This is a genomic window from Aeromonas bivalvium (genome assembly GCF_000819765.1).
GTDB classification, from domain to species: Bacteria; Pseudomonadota; Gammaproteobacteria; order Enterobacterales; family Aeromonadaceae; genus Aeromonas; species Aeromonas bivalvium.
Genome location: NZ_CDBT01000024.1, coordinates 131,994 through 149,635, shown reverse-complemented (window position 1 = coordinate 149,635; position 17,642 = coordinate 131,994). Strand labels below are relative to the sequence as shown.

Below are 17,642 nucleotides of genomic sequence, written 5' to 3'. Positions count from 1 at the left end.
ATGCGCTCCCTTTGCTATTTCCCCTTCTCGGTCACAGGTTCTGGCCCCTTACTCCTTCGCCTGCAGCGCCTGCAGCATGGGCTTAGTCACCAGCACTATGCCGTTCTCGGAACGGTAGAAGCGACGGGCATCCTCATCCGCGTTCTCCCCTATCACCATGCCATCGGGCAGTTTGCAGCCCTTGTCCACCACCACCCGGCGCAGACGGCAGCCACTGCCCACTTCCACCCCGGGGAAGATCACCGACTGATCCAGGGTGCAGAAGGAGTGCACCCGCACATTGGTGAACAGCACAGAGTTGAGCACGAAGGAGCCGCTGACGATGGAGCCGCCGGCAAACACCGAGTTGATGGTCATGCCATGCTGGCCGTTCCTGTCTTGCACGAACTTGGCGGGCGGCGTCATGATCTGGCTGGTCCAGATGGGCCAGTTCTCGTCATAGATGTCGAGATCCGGCACCACGGAGGCGAGATCCATGTTGGCCTCCCAGAACGAATCCAGGGTCCCCACATCGCGCCAGTAAGGCTGCTGACCCTCCCGGGCACCGACGCAGGACATGCTGAACGGATGGGCGTAGGCCATGCCCTCCTCGACGATACGCGGGATCACGTCCATGCCGAAATCGTGCTTGGAGCTCTGGTTGTGGATGTCCTCCTCCAGCAGCTGATAGAGGTACTCCGCATCGAAGATGTAGATCCCCATGGAGGCGAGGGAGGTATCCTCGCACCCCGGCATCGCAGGGGGGTTGGCGGGTTTTTCCACGAAATCGCGGATCTTGCGCTGCTCGTCTATGTCCATGACGCCGAAGGCAGACGCCTCGCAGCGGGGCACCTCGATACAGGCCACGGTCACCTTGGCCTCCAGGCGCACATGGTCGAGCAGCATGGCGGCATAATCCATCTTGTAGATGTGATCTCCCGCCAGCACCACTATGTATTTGGGGCCGTAGTCACGAATGATGTCGACGTTCTGATAGATGGCATCGGCGGTGCCGCGATACCAGTGCACCTCGTCCACCCGCTGCTGGGCGGGCAACAGGTCGATGAACTCGTTCATCTGGTAGCGCAGGAATGACCAACCGGATTGCAGGTGGCGCAGCAGGCTGTGGGACTTGTACTGGGTGACCACCCCGACCCGTTTTATCCCCGAGTTGATGCAGTTGGACAAGACGAAATCGATGATCCGAAACCGGCCACCGAAGTGCACCGCCGGCTTGGCGCGATTATCGGTCAACTGCTTGAGACGGCTTCCACGCCCCCCAGCCAATACCAAAGCCATACTCTGGTTCAACAGCTGCCGTGCCTTGGCAGTATTCATGGGCTCTAACGACATATGTACCTCGACGTCTCTGTCTGCGTTTCCATTCCATACTCCCTTTTTTCCGAGTCCATGAAAGTGTTTTCACTCACATTTACAGGATCCCTTTCCCATATGGCAAGCCTTATGACCAAACCTGGTACCAGCATCCATACTGACTGCATGTTTTGACACTCACGCGCGCGGGCCCGGAATATCAGGATGCAGACAAAACCCACCAAGACAGCGATCCCCTTTTCCCTGATGACGGGGCTGGTACTGCTGGCCCAGTGGAGCCTGCTCCCCGCCAGTCTACCCTGGCCCGGCACCATCAGCGTACTCATATGTACCATGCTTGCCCTGGTTTATGGCCGCTATCGCTGGCACAAGGCAGAGGAAAACCGGCGCGCCGCCCTCATCGAGGCGCTCGAACAGGGCTCGGCGGCCCAGCTTGCCCCCTCGCCGGAACAGCAGGCCTTACAACAGCTGCTTGAGCGCCAGCATCAGGAGCTGGCTCAGCTCCATCACAGGCTGGACGAGCTCACCCGCAGCAGTCAGCAAGATCCCCTGACCCAGCTCGCCAATCGCCAATGCTTTCGCCGCGATATCACCCATCTGCTGCAAGAAGAGAGCGGCACCCGCACCGCCATCCTGGTGCTGATCCGGGCCACTGCCCTGGAGAGCGTCAATCGGCAACGGGGCTTTCTCTCCGGCGATCACTATCTCAAGGAGGTGACTACCCTGATCCAGCGCGCGGCCCTGCGCTGGCCCGCCCACCACCTCTATCGCATCTCGGGAAGCGACTTCGCCGTGCTGATCCATGACATTCACAACCTGCCCCTGCCTCTGATAGGCCGGGATCTCAAGCTCACCTTCGATCTCCATCAGCAGAGCCAACCCCTGGCGAGCGTGGCCTGCAGCGGGATCACCACCGTCTGCAGCCAGCAGCCTATCGAAGCCATCCTCTCCCGGGCCGATCTGGCCCTGGCCAGGGCCCAGACCGGCGAACTCAACGGTTGGTCCATCCAGCTGGAGGATGAACACGAGCATGGGGTGGGGGAACAGCAGTGGCGCCAGGTCATAGAGCGGATACTCGAGCAGGAGCGCATCACCCTCTCCTATCAGCCCATCGCGCGCCTCCATGGCAATCTGCTCGCCTACTACAGCGTGTACCCCGGCTTCTATGGCGAGGATGAATCCATGCTGGCCGCAGACAGCCTGTTCGCCATGGCCCAGCGCCTGGATCTGCTGATGCGCCTGACCCAGTTGGTGATCCGCCACCTGATCCGCGAGCACAAGACCCTGGGGGCAGAGCAGAGCCGATGGGGCATAGCCCTGTCCCCTCACCTGCTCCACAACAGCGCGTTTCTCATCTGGCTGGAATATCAACTGGTCACCGACCCCGACACGGCCGCCCACCTGGTCTTCGAGCTCGACGAGGAGAGTCTGTCCCGGCAGCGGGCCGGGGCCCGACGCCTGTTCGAGCTGCTGCGCCGCTGCGGCAGCCGCTCGGCCATCTGCAACTTCGGCCAGGGGATCCGCTCCTTCTCCCTGTTTCAGGAGATAAAGCCGGACTATCTCAAGCTGGATCCCGCGCTCTTGCTCGATCTGGAGCAAGATGGCACCAATCAGCAGTTCGTGCGGATGATAGTGGAGATGGCGCACCGCATGGGCAGCCAGGTGATCGCAGAGGGGGTCGAGCAGTCGAGTCAGAAAGCGCTGCTAGAGAGCCTGTACGTGGATGGGCTCCAGGGCCATCTCATCGCCCACCCGAGCGCGACCCCGACCATGCCGGTTCACTGAGACCGTTTGAAGCGCAGCAGGGTGAGGATGACATCGTTGAGCTGGCGATAGCGCTCCAGCTCCTTCTGATCATACCGGGTCGCCAGCAGGGTCTGATTGTGGCGGTGCTTGAGGTAGCGGTTGATCTGCAGGCGGTTGAAGCCCGCCACCCGGTAGATCTGGCCAAGCAGGGCGTTGAGCTCCTCGCTCTCCAACCCGGCATCGGCGAGGTAGTCCGCCTCGGCGGGGCTGCGCTGGCGACACGCCACCCGGGCGATGCGGCCACTCTCCTGCAAATAGGTCAGCCACTGCTCGACATAGAGAGGCTTGCAGCCGGCCAGCAGGTTGAAGAAGCCCACCGCATCGCAGCGACACTCGGTCAGCAGCAGCACCGCCAGGGGATCGTCGTTGCAGGAGAAACTGACAACGCCGCTCTGGCTCCAGTCCAGCGCCTGCACCCGGATCTCGGCCCTTGCTCCCGCCTCTCCCGTCACCTCGAATACGAACATGGCTCCTCCCTCGGCAAAAGGTTCATGATGGACCATAGCCAGCGGCGCTGCAAAGACAAACGCCCATGAAAAAACCTGCGCCGGGGCGCAGGTTTGTCAGGAAAAGCGGGACTGGGATCAGGCGTCCAGTTCGACCAGGGCCTTGGCCAGTTCGATGGGCTCGAGCTCCTGCCCCTCCAGATCGCCGTTCCAGTTCGGGCCGACCAGTACGTCGTCTTCGTCCAGATCCCCTATCCAGATGTCGAGGAACTCTTCCAGATCGATGAGCTCGGGCTCATAGTCCGCCCACTCGTCCACGCAGTGCAGGCGGGCATCCCCCTCGCTGGACCAGAGTGGCATCACGTCCGCGTCTTCGAATTCGGCGGAGCGGCACACCACCCAATCCTCGCCATAACGCAGGCCCCACAGCTGACCCGACTCACGGACCTCTTCGATAAACAGTTGGAAATTGGCGTCAAGGTTGTCAGTTAGCTTGCTCATGGTGTTCTCTCTTTCGGGCTGCCGGGGCCACTGCCGGCCAGGTTGGGGCAAATGGTGTCGCAAAAGCGCAGCGGACTCAAGTCAAATCCCCAATAAAGGGGAGATAGGCGCCCTTCCCGGCCAGCGGGGTGAAAAGTCGAGCGCCTTCCCGGCCGTCAGGTACGGTATTGGGCCACCAGGGTGCTCAGCTCATCGCTCGAGTGAGCCAGACTCTGGGCCGCCTGCTCCGTCTGCCGGTTCTGGCCCAGAGCCTCTCCCGCCTGCTGGGAGATGGAGACCAGTCTGTGATTGATCTCGTCGGCCGCCTTGCTCTGCTCATGGGCCGCATTGGCTATCTGAGCATTCATCTGGGTGATGGTATCCACCACCTGGTTGATGGCCTCGATGGCGCTGCCCGCATCCCCTGCCTTGTCGGCCGTGGTGCGCGACAGCTGTTGCAACTGGTTGATCCCCCCCGTCACCGCACTCGCCCCCTCCTGCAGGCGCTGTATCATCTGCCGGATCTCGTCGGTGGAGCTGTGGGTGCGATTGGCCAGCGTTCTCACCTCGTCGGCCACCACGGCAAAGCCCCGCCCCTGCTCCCCTGCCCGGGCCGCCTCGATGGCGGCATTGAGGGCCAGCAGGTTGGTCTGCTCGGCGATGCCGCGGATCACCTCCAGTACCGAGCCAATCTGCTGGGTCTCCTGGGTCAGGTGCGTCACGGCCCGCACCGTGCCCTGCATCTCATCGGCCAGCTGGGCGATGGTATGGATGGTCTGATCCACCACCTGGCAGCCATCATCGACCAGGCGCTTGGCCTCGTCGGCGGCCAGGGCGGCCTGCGCCGCATGCTCCCCCACCTCCCGGCTGCTCACCGTCATCTGCTCCATGGCGCTGGCCACCCGCATGGTGTCCTGCTCCTGATGGGTCACAATCTCGCAGGTGCGCTCCACCACCTGACCCAGCTGGCCGGCGGCCTGACGGTTCTGGCTGGCCATCTGCTGGGTGCGTCCCACCAGTTGAGCCATCTGGTTGGCAAAATCGTTGAAATTGGTCGAGAGCTGGGCCAGCTCGTCACGGCCCTCGGCGGGCAGGCGGAATCTCAGGTCCCCCTCCCCCCGCGCTATGTTGCCAAGGGCGGCCACCGATTGGCCGAGGGGCGCCACTATGCTGCGCACTATCAGGGTGACCAGGGCCACGAGCAGCAGGGCCAGCACCAGACCGATACCGAGCTGGGTCTTGAGCACCCCCTGATACTGGGCCTCCACGTCATCCACATAGACACCCGTGCCGATGATCCAGTCCCAGGGAGCGAAATGCTTGACGTAGGAGACCTTGCGCACGGGATCATCCACCCCGGGTTTGGGCCAGTAATAGGCCACCTCGCCGCCCCCCGGCTGTCCCTTGATCATCTCGACGAAGGCCACGAACAGCTTGAGCCCCTGCTTGTCCTCCACCCCGGAGAGATCCTTGCCGTCCAGCTCGGGCTTCATGGGGTGCATCACCATGGTGGGATGGCTGTCGTTGATCCAGAAGTAGTCGTTGTCGCCGTAGCGCAGGGCCTTGACCGCGGCCAGGGCCTGGGCCTTGGCCTCTGGCGCCTCCAGCTGGCCGGCACGCACCTGGGCCTCGAAGCTGGCCACCAGTGAATAAGCTGTTTCCACCTGGAACTTGGTTTGGCGGCTTTTCTCCGCCATCAAGCCTGTCCGATAGAGGTGCAGGCTGCTCGCCAGCAGCAGCGCCAGTATCAACAACACGCTCAGGGTCACCAGCAGCAGGCGCTGGCCTATGGTCCATCGTCTCAACATCCCGTCATCCTTGGCTTCCTATCATGCCGATCAAGGTATGACGAGGCCCTCTCCCCTGTCCATTGATGACCCGAATGGAGCGCCAAAAACATGATCCAGCCCAGAGAATGCAAAAAGGCGCCCGCAGGCGCCTCAAGTTTTGCTCGGTGGGGATCAACGCTCCCAGTACACCTCTTCCAGGCTGTCCTCTTTCTCCGGCAGGCCGCGAGACAGGCGCGGGCTGCTCTGGGCCAGCACCTCGTAACTGACCCGGTTGGCGTATTTGCACACCTGGGCCAGGGAGGAGTAGGTCAGGAAATCCGAGGTGTGCTTGGCGGAGTTGGGCACATTCATCCTGTGATAGGCGTTGGCCACCATGTCGTGCAGCAGGGCCGAAAGGGCGCCATCCCCGGCGCCATTGGTGTTCTTGATCTTCTCCGGGCCGCCCATGTAGGGGGAGATATGGGAGTAGATCCGCAGCGGCGTGCGGCAGCTGGCCCGCGCCATGGGGCGGCTGAACTCGTACATGTTGAACTCGGGGATCTGGCCGGGCAGCAGGGTATGGGTGGTCTCGCGCTTGCTCTCCTCGTCCGTGTAGCTCGCCATGTACAGACCGATGGGGCCGGCGGTGCAGAGCACCATGTCGGCCCAGTCCAGCGCCTTGTCGGCGGCCATCAGGGGATCGGCAAACCCGGTCAGCGCCTCTCCTTCGTCCTCGTTCATGGCCAGCACAGTCACGTTCTCGCTGATGAAATCGCGCCACCACTGGGGGTTCTCGTCGATGACGAAACGGGTACCCAGAGTCAGCACCACGGGGACATTGGCCTCGCGGGCATAGCGCACCGCCGCCATGGCGGCCTCCTTCATGGGGGTGCCGTCGGCGCCGCGCACCAGATAGGCGGTGATCACCAGGGCGGAAGCGCCCTTGATCACCTCTTCCGGGATGTGGGCCACGTCCAGGTGATCCATCTTGCCGGCGTTGATGCCGAAGCTGCGCTCGCCACACTCGCTGATGAAAGTGAAACAGCGCCCGACCGGGCCATTGACCGGTTGCAGGTAGTCGAGGTTGACTCGGGACGAGGTGTTGCACAGATAGCGGTAAGCATAGCTGCCGATGCGGATGTCCTGGCTCATGACCCCCAGCAGGATGGAGTGGGAGTCCGCCAGCACCGAGTAGTTGTGCATGGTGTTGCCGACGGTGCCGCCGGCAAACTCGCTTACCACCATGTTGTTGGCCTTGAGCTCTTCATAGACCCGCTCGGCCACGTCGTCGCTGATCACCACCGAGTGGCCCTTGCTCAGGCCGTACCGGTTCAGAAACGCCTCATCCACATGAGCCTCTATGTCCACCAGGGTCTGATCAATACCCACCACATAGGCCTGGCCCAGCTCGGTCAGTTGCGGATTCTGGGTGATGAGGGGATCGCGCCTGTCGACCGGAAAATAGTGTTTGGACTTGCGCTGACCGGGAAATTTCATGGCTCTAGCCTTGACTCAGGGATGAACGAGGGGCGGGATTTTAACACAATCCCGGGCGCCGAAAAGGCGCGCCTTTAAAATATGAAGTCAGTATAGACAAGGGCTGCAGCCCGAAAACGTTTGTCTTGGCGGGGTAAAAAAACCACCCGTTTTCGCGGGTGGTTGTTAACAATCGGCATCAGCCGGCGGCGAGCCACTCAGGGCGCCGAGAGCCCGGTCACCAGAGCCAGCACGCTGAGCAAGGTCAGGGAGAGCCAGAACAGCAGGGTACCAAACAGCCTGGGCATGTTGGGGGCCTTGGGGATCTGGATGCCGATGGCGTGAAGCATGCGTCCCAGCAAGAGCATGCCCCCAGCCAGGTGCAACCAGAGCGGCGCCGTGCCCGCCAGCTCGCACAGGGCGAGCAGCAGCAGGGTCAGGGGCACATACTCGGCAAAGTTGCCATGGGCCCGGATGGCGGCCCGCAGCGGGGGCGCATCCCCCTCTCCTATTGCCACCTTGAACTGGGCACGGCGCTTGACGACCCAGATGGAGAGCAGCAGAAACAGCAGACCGAGCAGGCCGGCGTATGTCAGGGTGACGGGCAATATCATAGGATCTCCATGTCGTGTCATGCACAGGGGCGGGTCGATAGCCGCCCTCCCCCTCAGGCCAGCTCGCGGCAGATGAGCGAGACCATCATGCGGATATGGGCCTGGTCGCAGTTGAGGGCCGGAACATATTCAAACTGCTCGCCACCGGCGGCCATGAACACCTCCCGGTTCTCGACCTGGATCTCCTCCAGGGTCTCGAGGCAGTCCGCCGAAAAGGCGGGGCAGATGACATCGAGTCGCTTGATGCCCTGCTCGGCCAGCTCGGCGATGGTGGCATCTGTGTAGGGTTTGAGCCACTCCTGCTTGCCAAAACGGGATTGGAAGCTGGCACGCCACTGGGATGCGGAGAGGCCGAGCGCCTCCGCCAGCAGGCTGGCGGTGCGTCGACACTGATGACCGTAAGGGTCCCCCTCGTCCTCGCAGCGCTGGGGAATGCCGTGAAACGACATCAGCAGCAGCTCCCCCTGGCCATGTTGTTCCCAGTGACGACGCACGCTCATGGCCAGCGCCTGAATGTATTCGGGATGGGCATGGTAGTCACGAATGAGCCGCATCACCGGCAGGTGGCGCTCCGCGCGCATCGCCCGGGCCCAGCCGTCAAACACGGCGGCCGTGGTGCTGGCGGCATACTGGGGATAGAGCGGCAGCAGTATCACCCGATTGACCCCTTGCGCCTTGAGTGCCTGCCACCCCTCTTCGAGGGAGGGCGAGCCGTAGGTCATGGCCAGCTCCACCGGCACATCGACGCCTTCGCGCTTGAGCTCCTGCTCCAGCGCCATGCGCTGCCCGCGGCTGATGGCCAGCAGCGGCGAGCCCTGCTCGGTCCAGATCTGACGATACAGCTTGGCCACCCTGGGGGCACGAAACGGCAGGATGACGCCTTTGAGCAGCGGCAGCCACAACAGGCGCGGCAACTCGACGACGCGAGGATCGCGCAGAAACTCTCCGAGGAAGGCCCTGACGGCGGCGGGAGTGGGCGCGGCAGGGGTGCCAAGATTGACAAGCAGGATCCCGGTTTTGGTGGTCACGTTTACTTCCTGTCACATGAAAAGAGGGCCCACAATGGGCCCTGCTCATAGCGCTATGTTCCCGAAGTCGGGATCAGCCCAGAATGGCAGCCAGCTGCTGGCTCACCTGGTCGACCGGCTGGGTGCCGTCGATCTTGACGTAACGGGTGTTGCCCGCTTCCGCTTCCTTGCCATAGAAACCGATGAGGGGCGCGGTCTGCTGGTGGTACACATCCAGACGCTTGCGCACCGTGGTCTCTTCGTCGTCGGCACGGATCACCAGCTCTTCGCCGGTCACGTCATCCTTGCCTTCCACTTTCGGCGGGTTGAACACCACGTGGTAGGTACGGCCGGAGCCAGCGTGAACGCGGCGGCCGCTCATGCGCTTGACGATCTCCTCGTCCGGCACGTCGAATTCCAGTACGAAGTCCACCACCACACCGGCATCCTTCATGGCCTGCGCCTGGGGAATGGTGCGGGGGAAGCCGTCCAGCAGGAAGCCGTTGGCGCAATCGGCCTGGGCGATACGCTCCTTGACCAGACCGATGATGATGTCGTCAGAGACCAGCTGACCTGCGTCCATCACGGCCTTGGCCTTGAGGCCCAGCTCGGTGCCCGCCTTGATCGCCGCCCGCAGCATGTCGCCGGTGGAGATCTGGGGAATACCGTGTTTTTCCATGATGAACTGAGCCTGGGTGCCTTTACCGGCGCCCGGAGCCCCCAACAGAACAATGCGCATACACGCTCCTATTGATTGGTTATTCAATTCTTGAGAAGGCAAAAAACTACACGGTTTCACGCTTTTTAACAAGCAAACCGCAAACGAGTGCCGCTTTTACCACCAGTTTCCCGGCGTCATTCCGGCAATGCTGAGTGACAGATGGAAACCGAAACTGCGTGAAAATGCAGCGCCCCCCTGCCTTGGCGAAAAAAAAGCCCACTGCATGCAGTGGGCCAACAAATCATGCCTGGAGTAACAGACGGTTGATACGGGAGACGAAGCTCGCCGGATCATTGAGGCCGCCCTGCTCTGCCAGCTGGGCCTGTTCGTGCAAGAGGGTGACCCACTCGCCGAACAGCGCCTCGTCTTCGATGGCGCCCAACTTCTTCACCAGGGCGTGGTCGGGGTTGAGCTCCAGAATGTACTTCTGCTCCGGCACCGGCTGGCCGGCGGCGCGCATCAGCTTGATCATCTGGGTGCTCATGCCGTGATCGTCGGTGACGATGCAGGACGGTGAATCGGTCAGACGATGGGTGACACGCACCTCTTTCACCGCTTCACCCAGGCTCTGCTTGACCCGCTCCACCAGACCGGCGTTGGCTTTTTCAGCCTCCTCCTGGGCCTGCTTGGAGGCGTCGTCCTCCAGATCGCCGAGATCCAGCTCGCCACGGGTGACGGAGACCAGCTGCTTGCCGTCGAACTCGGTGAGGTGGCTCATCAGCCACTCGTCGACCCGCTCCCACATCAGCAGCACTTCGACCCCCTTCTTGCGGAAGATCTCCAGATGCGGGCTGTTCTTGGCGGCAGCGTAGGAGTCGGCGGTGATGTAGTAGATCTTCTGCTGGCCTTCCTTCATGCGGCCAACGTAATCCTCCAGCGACACAGTCTGGGCTTCGCCCTCGCCGGCGGTGCTGGCAAAGCGCAGGAGCTTGGCGATCTCCTCGCGGTTGGCGTAATCCTCGGCCGGGCCCTCTTTGAGCACGTTGCCGAACTCGCTCCAGAACTTAGCGTACTTCTCGCCATCATCCTTGGCCAGCTTGGCCAGCATGGAGAGCACCCGCTTGGAGCAGGCCTTGCGCAGGGAGACGGTCACCTTGTTGTCTTGCAGGATTTCACGGCTGACGTTGAGCGGCAGATCGTTGGAGTCCAGCACCCCTTTCACGAAGCGCAGGTAGGTCGGCATGAACTGCTCGGCGTCATCCATGATGAAGACGCGCTGCACGTAGAGCTTGAGGCCGTGCTTCTGCTCGCGGTTGTAGAGGTCGAACGGGGCACGGGCCGGCACGTAGAGCAGGCTGGTGTACTCCTGGGCCCCTTCCACCCGGTTGTGACCCCAGAGCAGCGGATCTTCGAAGTCATGGGCGACGTGCTTGTAGAACTCCTGATACTCCTCGTCCTTGATGTCCTTCGGGTTGCGGGTCCAGAGCGCAGTGGCGCGGTTGACCTGCTCCCACTCGCCGAGGGTGCCGACGATGGTTTCACCGTCTTCTTCCCGATCCGGGGTGCCCTCCTTGAACATCTCCACCGGCACGCTGATGTGGTCGGAATATTTGCTGACCACGGAGCGCAGGCGCCAGTCGTCGAGGAACTCTTCCTCTTCGGCACGCAGGTGCAGGATGACGTCGGTGCCGCGACCGGCTTTGGTCACGTCGGCCACGGTGAAGGAGCCTTCCCCTTGTGATTCCCACTGCACGCCCTGCTCCGGAGCAGTACCGGCGGCGCGGGACACCACGGTCACCTTGTCGGCGACGATGAAGGCGGAGTAGAAGCCCACCCCGAACTGGCCGATCAGCTGGGAGTCACGGCCCTGATCACCGGAGAGGTTCTTGAAGAACTCGGCGGTGCCGGATTTCGCTATGGTACCCAGGTGCTCGATCACCTGATCCCGGGTCATACCGATCCCGTTATCGGAGATGGTCAGGGTCCGATTCTCTTTATCAACCACCAGGCGAACGCGCAACTGGCCGTCGTTTTCGAACAAAGAGGCATCGGAAAGCGCCTTGAAGCGCAGCTTGTCCGCCGCATCGGAGGCGTTGGAGATAAGCTCGCGCAGGAACACTTCTTTGTTGGAGTAGAGGCTGTGGGCCATCAGGCTCAGCAGTTGTTTGACTTCAGTCTGAAACCCGTGGGTTTCGGCATGAACGCTTTGGGTCATCGACACTATCCTCAGGCGATTCGGGTTGAACATATTCCTGATACAAGATGGGGCCGGGCTTCCCCATTTCAAGGGGGCAAATGCCTGTGTCGATGCGAATGGCGATTTTTACGCCAGGATGGCCCTGAGCGCCCCGCCGCCGTCAAACAAAAACCCGCCGCAGCGGGTTTGGGAAACAACAAGCCTGACACGGGCCCAATTCAGGGGCTGGCGCGGACTCAGTTCAGGGGCTGGCGCCCCATCAGCGAGTGAGAGAGGGTGGTACCGTCCACCAGCTCCAGCTCGCCCCCCACCGGCACCCCATGGGCGATGCGGCTCACCTTGACCCCGGCACTGCGCGCCATGTCGGCGATGTACCAGGCGGTGGCATCCCCTTCTATGGTGGGGTTGGTGGCCAGGATCAGCTCCTGGATCTGCTCCTCTTGCAGGCGCCGCGCCAGGATCTCCAGCCCCAGCTCCTCGGGACCTATGCCGTCAAGGGGCGATAAGTGACCCATCAGCACGAAGTAGCGGCCGGAGAACTGGCCCGTGTGCTCGATGGCGGCCACGTCAGCCGGGCTCTCCACCACGCACAGCATGCCGCTCTCTGCCCGCTTCGGGCTCTGGCAGATCTCGCAGCGCTCCTGCTCGGTAAAAGTGCGGCACTGGCTGCAGTGCCCTATCTCGGTCAGGGCGCGAGAGAGCAGCTGGGCCAGCTTGAGACCGCCGCTGCGTTCGCGCTCGAGCAGGGTAAACGCCATGCGCTGGGCCGACTTGGGACCGACACCCGGCAACACCTGCAGGGCCTTCATCATGTCGTCCAGCAGGGGACTGAATTTCATCTCGCACTCCTCAAGGCATATCCTGGCGCAGGACTATACCCGAGGCGGGGGCGAGCGTCAGCCCATCTGTGCCATGGCCTGGGGTTGATGGGCCAGATAACGCTGGCAGAAGGCACGAAAATCGGCCGCCGCCATGGGCCTGGCATAGAAGTAACCCTGGATCTCGTCCGCGCCAAGTTCGTACACCTCGGCCAGCTCGGCCGCCGTCTCCACCCCCTCGGCCACCACGGGAACCCCCAGCTTGTGCGCCAGATCCGTGATGCTGCTGACAAACAGCTGCTGGCGGGGGTGACTGTCTATCTGCTGGATGAAGGATTTGTCTATCTTGATCTTGTTGAAATGGAGCTCCTTGAGATAGGAGAACGAACTCCATCCCGTGCCGAAGTCATCGAGGGCGATGCGCACGTTCAACTGCTGCAAGGCGCTCAGGATATGCTGGCTCAGCTTGAGATCATCCAGGGCAATGGTCTCGGTCAACTCCAGGATCAGCTGATCCGCGCACAGGGGGCTCGCCAGCAGCATGCGCGCCACCCGGGAGGGCAGCGCCTCGTTGAACATGGAGCCAGAGAGGTTGATGGACACCTCCAGTTGCGTCAGCCGCTCGGGGGCCATGGGCATCAGATCCCGGTTGACCCGATCAAAGATCCACTCCCCCAACCGCTCACCCAGGCCATTGTCATCGGCCAGGCTCACTATGTCCGCAGGATTGATGAACCCATACTCGGGATGCTGCCAGCGCAGCAGCGCCTCCGCCCCCAGCACATGGCGCTCCCGCTTGATGATGGGCTGATAATGGAGGCTGAGCTGATCCGCCCCCGCCCCGTTGAGCTGATCACGCAGCTCGGCGGCGAGCTGGCGACTGCGCTCGTAGCGGCTCAGCATGGCCTGATTGAACAACTGGCTGCGCCCCCCCTGCTGGCGGGCGTTGTCGAGGGCGATGTCGGCAAACAGCATGATCTCCTCGACCTGATGCTGACTGACCCGACTCTGGCTCAGCCCCATGCTCACCTTGACCCTGTGGGCCGGATCCGCCTCGAACACCAGTTGCTGCAGGTGCGCCAGCAGGCTGTCCGGCCACTCTGGCGCCAGCGGTTCGAAGCAGTAGAGGGCAAACTCATCGCCGCCGATGCGCGCCAGGTAGGCACGCCCGGCAATGAAAGAGGCCATGGCCCGGGCTACCTTCACCAGCAGGGCATCGCCGCTGGCATAACCCAGGCTGTCATTGACCTCCTTGAAATGATTCAGCTCGATGAGGCAAAGGGTGAGTGGACGCCCCTGATTGCCGTGGCGGCGCGCCTCCTGCTCCAGTTGCCGGATGAAGGCGGCGCGGTTGGGCAGCAGGGTCAGGGGATCGTTCCAGGCGAGAAACTGATGGCGTCGGGTCTCCCGGGAGAGCATGTAGAGCATCACCAGTCCCACCAGCAGCAGGGCGCTGAGCAGCCAGAGATTGTCTTGTCTGGATTGCAGCAGCGAGGCCCGCTGACGAATGGCGCTCTGGCCGGTGAAATTCTCGACCATGAGGCTGCGAATGGCCGGCATGGCCTCGCCCAGTCCCGCCGCCAGCTGACCCAGGGCGGGAGAGTCCCGCTGCGGTGAGACGACGTCCGGCTCATGTTGCTTGATGAGGGAAAAAATGTGGCCCACCTTGTCCGCCGCCCCGAAGCGGGCACGGATGGCACTCGCTTCCTCTCCGTTGAGGAAGATATCGAGCCGGTTCCAGGCCAGATCGTAACGCTTGTTCAACTCACGCCCGTCGAGATGGCCGCTCCGATAGAGGGTCAAGCCCTCCTGAAACCCTTGCAGCTCGAGTTCGAGCTGGGCCAGGGACCAGGCCGAGAGCTGGGTGTAGCGAACCAGCTCGGTGAAGGCGCGATCATAGCTCCAGGCCGACCAGAAGGTGACCCCCACGAAGGTCACCAGAATACAGGTCAGGGAGACAAACTTGCCGCGCACCATCTCATTGCGCCTCGATGCGATTCACCTGCCACACCATCTGACTGTGGTATTGCTCCCGATCCAGCTCGGGATGATCCGACAACGGATAGACTACCCAGACGGGCCCCTTGTTGCGCAGAGTCAGGGCCTTGCCATCCTGCTCGGTCGCCAGCAGCACGGGATAGGCATCCAGATCGGCGCCAGGCAGCAGTGTCCAGTAGTCATTGATGGCGCTCACCTTGAACTGACCGGACCGCAGCCCCAGGCTGTCGATCAGGGTCTTGAACAACACACCGCGATAGCTGTGCTTGCCTTGCGTCCAGGGGGTTGCGGTCACCAGTTCGCTCTGGGGCAGGGCCGCCAGAGCGGCAGCCGTGTAATGGGCCACCCCGGCCCCGCCACAGCACCCGGCGCCGCTGACGGTAAGGAGCACCTCGTCCGCCTGCTCACGGGCCTGGGCCTGACTCGTCATCAGCAACAGGCCACAGGCCGCCCATGTCATGATACCATTGGTCATATGGTTTCCCCTCGAGCCTGATTAGACGCTATCAACTTGATATGCAGTCTCATAGTAGACCATAGTCGAATGGCAACCAGGGGCTCGAACCAGGGGCCTGGCCGACCAATAAAGCGACAGACACGCCCGTCAGACACCAGCAGCGTTGCAGTGGGTTCCCCATCTGTGCCAGCATTGGCGGCCCAGGCCCTCGCGGCCCCGTTTTCCCCTGCATCGACAGAGAGCCATGACACAAGCCACCTTCTACTACTTCCACGTTTTGCAATATGTGTTTTTTAATGAACTGATTTATAAAGGTTTATGGTTCTTACGCTGATGAGCGCGGTACACAATTGGGACATGATGAAATTTGAGGACCGTTGCTACAGATAGTAACGGTGTTCGTTTGAGTAACTGAACCGTCAGGACTTCATCCGCTTTGGCCGCAAAAAAACAAGTAAGGCCAGTCCAGCTGTTTCATATGTGAAACACAACATGCAGAAGTTCGTGGTCATAAACTGCAGAAGTTCAATTTACAGTTACATTTCAATGCCTTGAGATAACATTCAAACAACCCAATCAGCACCCAGCTGACTTGTTCATGTAGAAAGCCCCGGCCAGCAAACCATAGACCCCCCTTACTCGCTCATCCCGACCCAACAGCACGCCGAGCAATACTTCGCCGCTTTCCAAGGCGTCACCATGCCAGAAACACCAAAGGGCCGCTTCCACCACATCCAACCAACTGGCATGACCCAACTGATTACGTGACTTGCGCCGCCAGCTGCCGCGCACTACGGAACCGGTATTCGGGGATATGGCCGCCAGTGCCCGCTGCTCCATCACGCTAGGCGTGAGTCCATCCAGTTTGGCCTGACGACTGCCACCCCCTCCCCGCAGCAATTTGTCGAGCAGCAGTGCCAGCAGGCGAAACGCGTCTTGATCTTCAAAACTTGCCTCTCTCCCCAGCAAGTCAGCAGCTCCGGCCATCAGTTGCTCACGCCCCTGGTAAATGGGCAGTAACGTGCGATCCAGCCGATGTTGCTCGATATGGATCGCCAATGCGGTCACAACCGCCAGCGGTGATGCCCCACGAACTTGGTGAGCCCCCCCCTTGCCAAGTAAAGAGGTCAGTTCCGTGACTCGCTCAGCTGACAGCAGGCAAGCAATCCCCTTGATCAGGGGGGCATCCCCCTGACCCGGTACCAGATGTTGATTCATAGTGCCTCAGTGGCGATCGCGTTTGAAATGGGTGGTTTTGTGGCCAACGGTGACAATCTCGCCGCCCTGCAGCACCAGATAGTGACGACGCAGACGCTGGCAGAATTCCGCTGGCAAGCCCCAGCTGGCTTGCAACATTGCCAATCCTTTGCGATCGAGATAAACCAGTTCGCGCCCCTGGTGATAAGCAGAGCGTCCGATGTTCAGCAGCATATCCACCAGTTCGGGTGCAATACCACGTTGCTGCATCCGGCATGACGCATGATGGCTATAGGTAGTATCCAGTTTACCGTTCATGACATTCTCCTTTGGTGCCGCTTTAGATGGACTCATTATATGTAGCCTGTATACTCATGCCGATACTGGTTACATACACATGTCGCATTTTGGAGCACATATGACACCCAAAGAGCTCACCTGGGATCAAACCCTGCGTTTTCGCCTGCTGGAGATCGTCTTGTTGTGGGAAGGACGACTCACCACCAACCACCTGACAACCGCTTTCAATATCGGTCGCCAGCAAGCCTCGCGAGACATCAACCTCTACCTCAACGAACACGCACCTGACGGGCTGGTTTATGACAAGAGCCTGAAGGGATACAAACCAACCGACCAGTTTGTGCCCCGCTTTAGTGAAGGCAAGGTTGACGAGTATCTGATGCTGCTGCACCGGGAGAAGCAATATCAGCGCCAGCACGAATCCGGGGTTCTGACCCTACCCTTGATGGATCTGCGCTACGGCCACATAGAGATCCTGGATGTGCCAAACCGACATATTGACCCGAAGATCGTACGTGGTTTGGTGCAAGCGGCTCGAGGCCAGTTACGGGTAGATGTGGACTATGTCTCACTGAGTTCAGAAGAGCAGAGCGGCCGCAATATCGTGCCTCATACCCTGGTCTATGACGGGATCCGCTGGCATGTGCGGGCCTATTGCGAGAAGAAAGGAGAATATCTGGACTTCGTGATGAGCCGCTTTCGTGGCGAACCTGACCTGCTGGATGCGTCACCCCATGGTAGGGAACTGGATCTGGAGTGGAACACCCAAGTCAGCGGCGTAGTCGTTCCCAATCCAAGTCTTAGTCAAGGTCAGCAAGCCATCATCGCCAGCGACTACGCCATGTCAGATGGCAAGTTATTGATCAGCCAGCGCATCCCTTTGATGCACTACGCATTGGAGCGGATGCAGGTGAGCTATAACGGTGAACACCAACAACATCCCCTGCTCTACCCGCTGGTGCTGGCAAATCGGGAGGACCTCATCCAGCAAGGCTGTACCTTCAAGCTCAAGAGTGCAGATTTGCAGGTGCTGCGGTAGAAAAAAGTATGGCCTGATTAGGTGTTGCATGCGGTGTCCCAGAGCCTCATGCAAACACTGTTT

At 61.2% G+C, this 17,642-nt stretch carries 16 protein-coding genes; 2 read left to right on the top strand and 14 right to left on the bottom strand.

Annotation, left to right across the window (positions count from 1 at the left end):
• Positions 1 to 48: 48 nt before the first annotated feature.
• A complete protein-coding gene (glgC, locus tag BN1119_RS09345; RefSeq protein ID WP_041996999.1) occupies positions 49 to 1,332 on the bottom strand; it encodes a glucose-1-phosphate adenylyltransferase in 1,284 nt (427 codons plus the stop codon).
• A 186-nt stretch (positions 1,333 to 1,518) separates the two neighbouring features.
• Between glgC and BN1119_RS09340 the strand changes: the two genes are divergently transcribed.
• The gene (locus tag BN1119_RS09340; protein WP_041996997.1) at positions 1,519 to 3,099 is read left to right on the top strand and encodes an EAL domain-containing protein; all 1,581 of its coding nucleotides are present in this window, start codon (positions 1,519 to 1,521) and stop codon (positions 3,097 to 3,099) included.
• On the opposite strand, the gene BN1119_RS09335 is transcribed toward BN1119_RS09340, so the two are convergent.
• The 13 genes from BN1119_RS09335 to BN1119_RS09275 form a co-directional block, all read right to left on the bottom strand.
• A complete protein-coding gene (locus BN1119_RS09335; RefSeq protein WP_041996993.1) occupies positions 3,093 to 3,587 on the bottom strand; it encodes a hypothetical protein in 495 nt (164 codons plus the stop codon). The genes BN1119_RS09340 and BN1119_RS09335 overlap by 7 nt on opposite strands.
• Before the next feature lie 117 nt (positions 3,588 to 3,704).
• Positions 3,705 to 4,067 (bottom strand): DUF2750 domain-containing protein, encoded by a 363-nt coding sequence (locus BN1119_RS09330; protein ID WP_041996990.1) that lies wholly within the window; start codon positions 4,065 to 4,067, stop codon positions 3,705 to 3,707.
• A gap of 155 nt (positions 4,068 to 4,222) precedes the next feature.
• On the bottom strand, positions 4,223 to 5,854 hold the full coding sequence (locus tag BN1119_RS09325) for a methyl-accepting chemotaxis protein (protein ID WP_041996987.1): 1,632 nt from the start codon (positions 5,852 to 5,854) through the stop codon (positions 4,223 to 4,225).
• A 153-nt stretch (positions 5,855 to 6,007) separates the two neighbouring features.
• Entirely contained in the window at positions 6,008 to 7,312 is a 1,305-nt protein-coding gene (locus BN1119_RS09320; RefSeq protein WP_041996984.1) for an inosine/guanosine kinase, read from the bottom strand.
• Between the two features lie 197 nt (positions 7,313 to 7,509).
• Positions 7,510 to 7,905, bottom strand: coding sequence for an MAPEG family protein (locus tag BN1119_RS09315; RefSeq protein WP_392440879.1), 396 nt, complete (start codon positions 7,903 to 7,905; stop codon positions 7,510 to 7,512).
• Positions 7,906 to 7,958: 53 nt separating this feature from the next.
• Entirely contained in the window at positions 7,959 to 8,933 is a 975-nt protein-coding gene (gene hemH, locus BN1119_RS09310; protein WP_041996981.1) for a ferrochelatase, read from the bottom strand.
• A gap of 73 nt (positions 8,934 to 9,006) precedes the next feature.
• Positions 9,007 to 9,651: an adenylate kinase gene (gene adk, locus BN1119_RS09305; RefSeq protein ID WP_041996978.1), complete on the bottom strand. Its 645-nt coding sequence runs from the start codon at positions 9,649 to 9,651 to the stop codon at positions 9,007 to 9,009.
• A 223-nt stretch (positions 9,652 to 9,874) separates the two neighbouring features.
• The gene (gene htpG / locus BN1119_RS09300; RefSeq protein ID WP_041996975.1) at positions 9,875 to 11,788 is read right to left on the bottom strand and encodes a molecular chaperone HtpG; all 1,914 of its coding nucleotides are present in this window, start codon (positions 11,786 to 11,788) and stop codon (positions 9,875 to 9,877) included.
• A 218-nt stretch (positions 11,789 to 12,006) separates the two neighbouring features.
• Positions 12,007 to 12,609 carry a recombination mediator RecR gene (gene recR / locus BN1119_RS09295; RefSeq protein ID WP_041996972.1) on the bottom strand — a complete coding sequence of 201 codons (603 nt, stop codon included), beginning with the start codon at positions 12,607 to 12,609 and terminating at the stop codon, positions 12,007 to 12,009.
• Between the two features lie 57 nt (positions 12,610 to 12,666).
• Positions 12,667 to 14,565, bottom strand: a complete 1,899-nt coding sequence (locus tag BN1119_RS09290) for a putative bifunctional diguanylate cyclase/phosphodiesterase (RefSeq protein WP_041996969.1) — start codon at positions 14,563 to 14,565, stop codon at positions 12,667 to 12,669.
• Position 14,566: 1 nt separating this feature from the next.
• On the bottom strand, positions 14,567 to 15,061 hold the full coding sequence (locus tag BN1119_RS09285; RefSeq protein WP_157438646.1) for a putative pterin-binding protein: 495 nt from the start codon (positions 15,059 to 15,061) through the stop codon (positions 14,567 to 14,569).
• A 558-nt stretch (positions 15,062 to 15,619) separates the two neighbouring features.
• A complete protein-coding gene (locus BN1119_RS20900) occupies positions 15,620 to 16,261 on the bottom strand; it encodes an ADP-ribosylglycohydrolase (protein ID WP_244463713.1) in 642 nt (213 codons plus the stop codon).
• A gap of 6 nt (positions 16,262 to 16,267) precedes the next feature.
• Positions 16,268 to 16,558: a DUF4258 domain-containing protein gene (locus tag BN1119_RS09275; RefSeq protein WP_041996965.1), complete on the bottom strand. Its 291-nt coding sequence runs from the start codon at positions 16,556 to 16,558 to the stop codon at positions 16,268 to 16,270.
• 100 nt (positions 16,559 to 16,658) lie between these two features.
• Here BN1119_RS09275 and BN1119_RS09270 point away from each other — a divergent pair, with 100 nt between their 5' ends.
• Positions 16,659 to 17,579, top strand: a complete 921-nt coding sequence (locus BN1119_RS09270; RefSeq protein ID WP_041996962.1) for a BrxR family helix-turn-helix transcriptional regulator — start codon at positions 16,659 to 16,661, stop codon at positions 17,577 to 17,579.
• Positions 17,580 to 17,642: the final 63 nt, after the last annotated feature.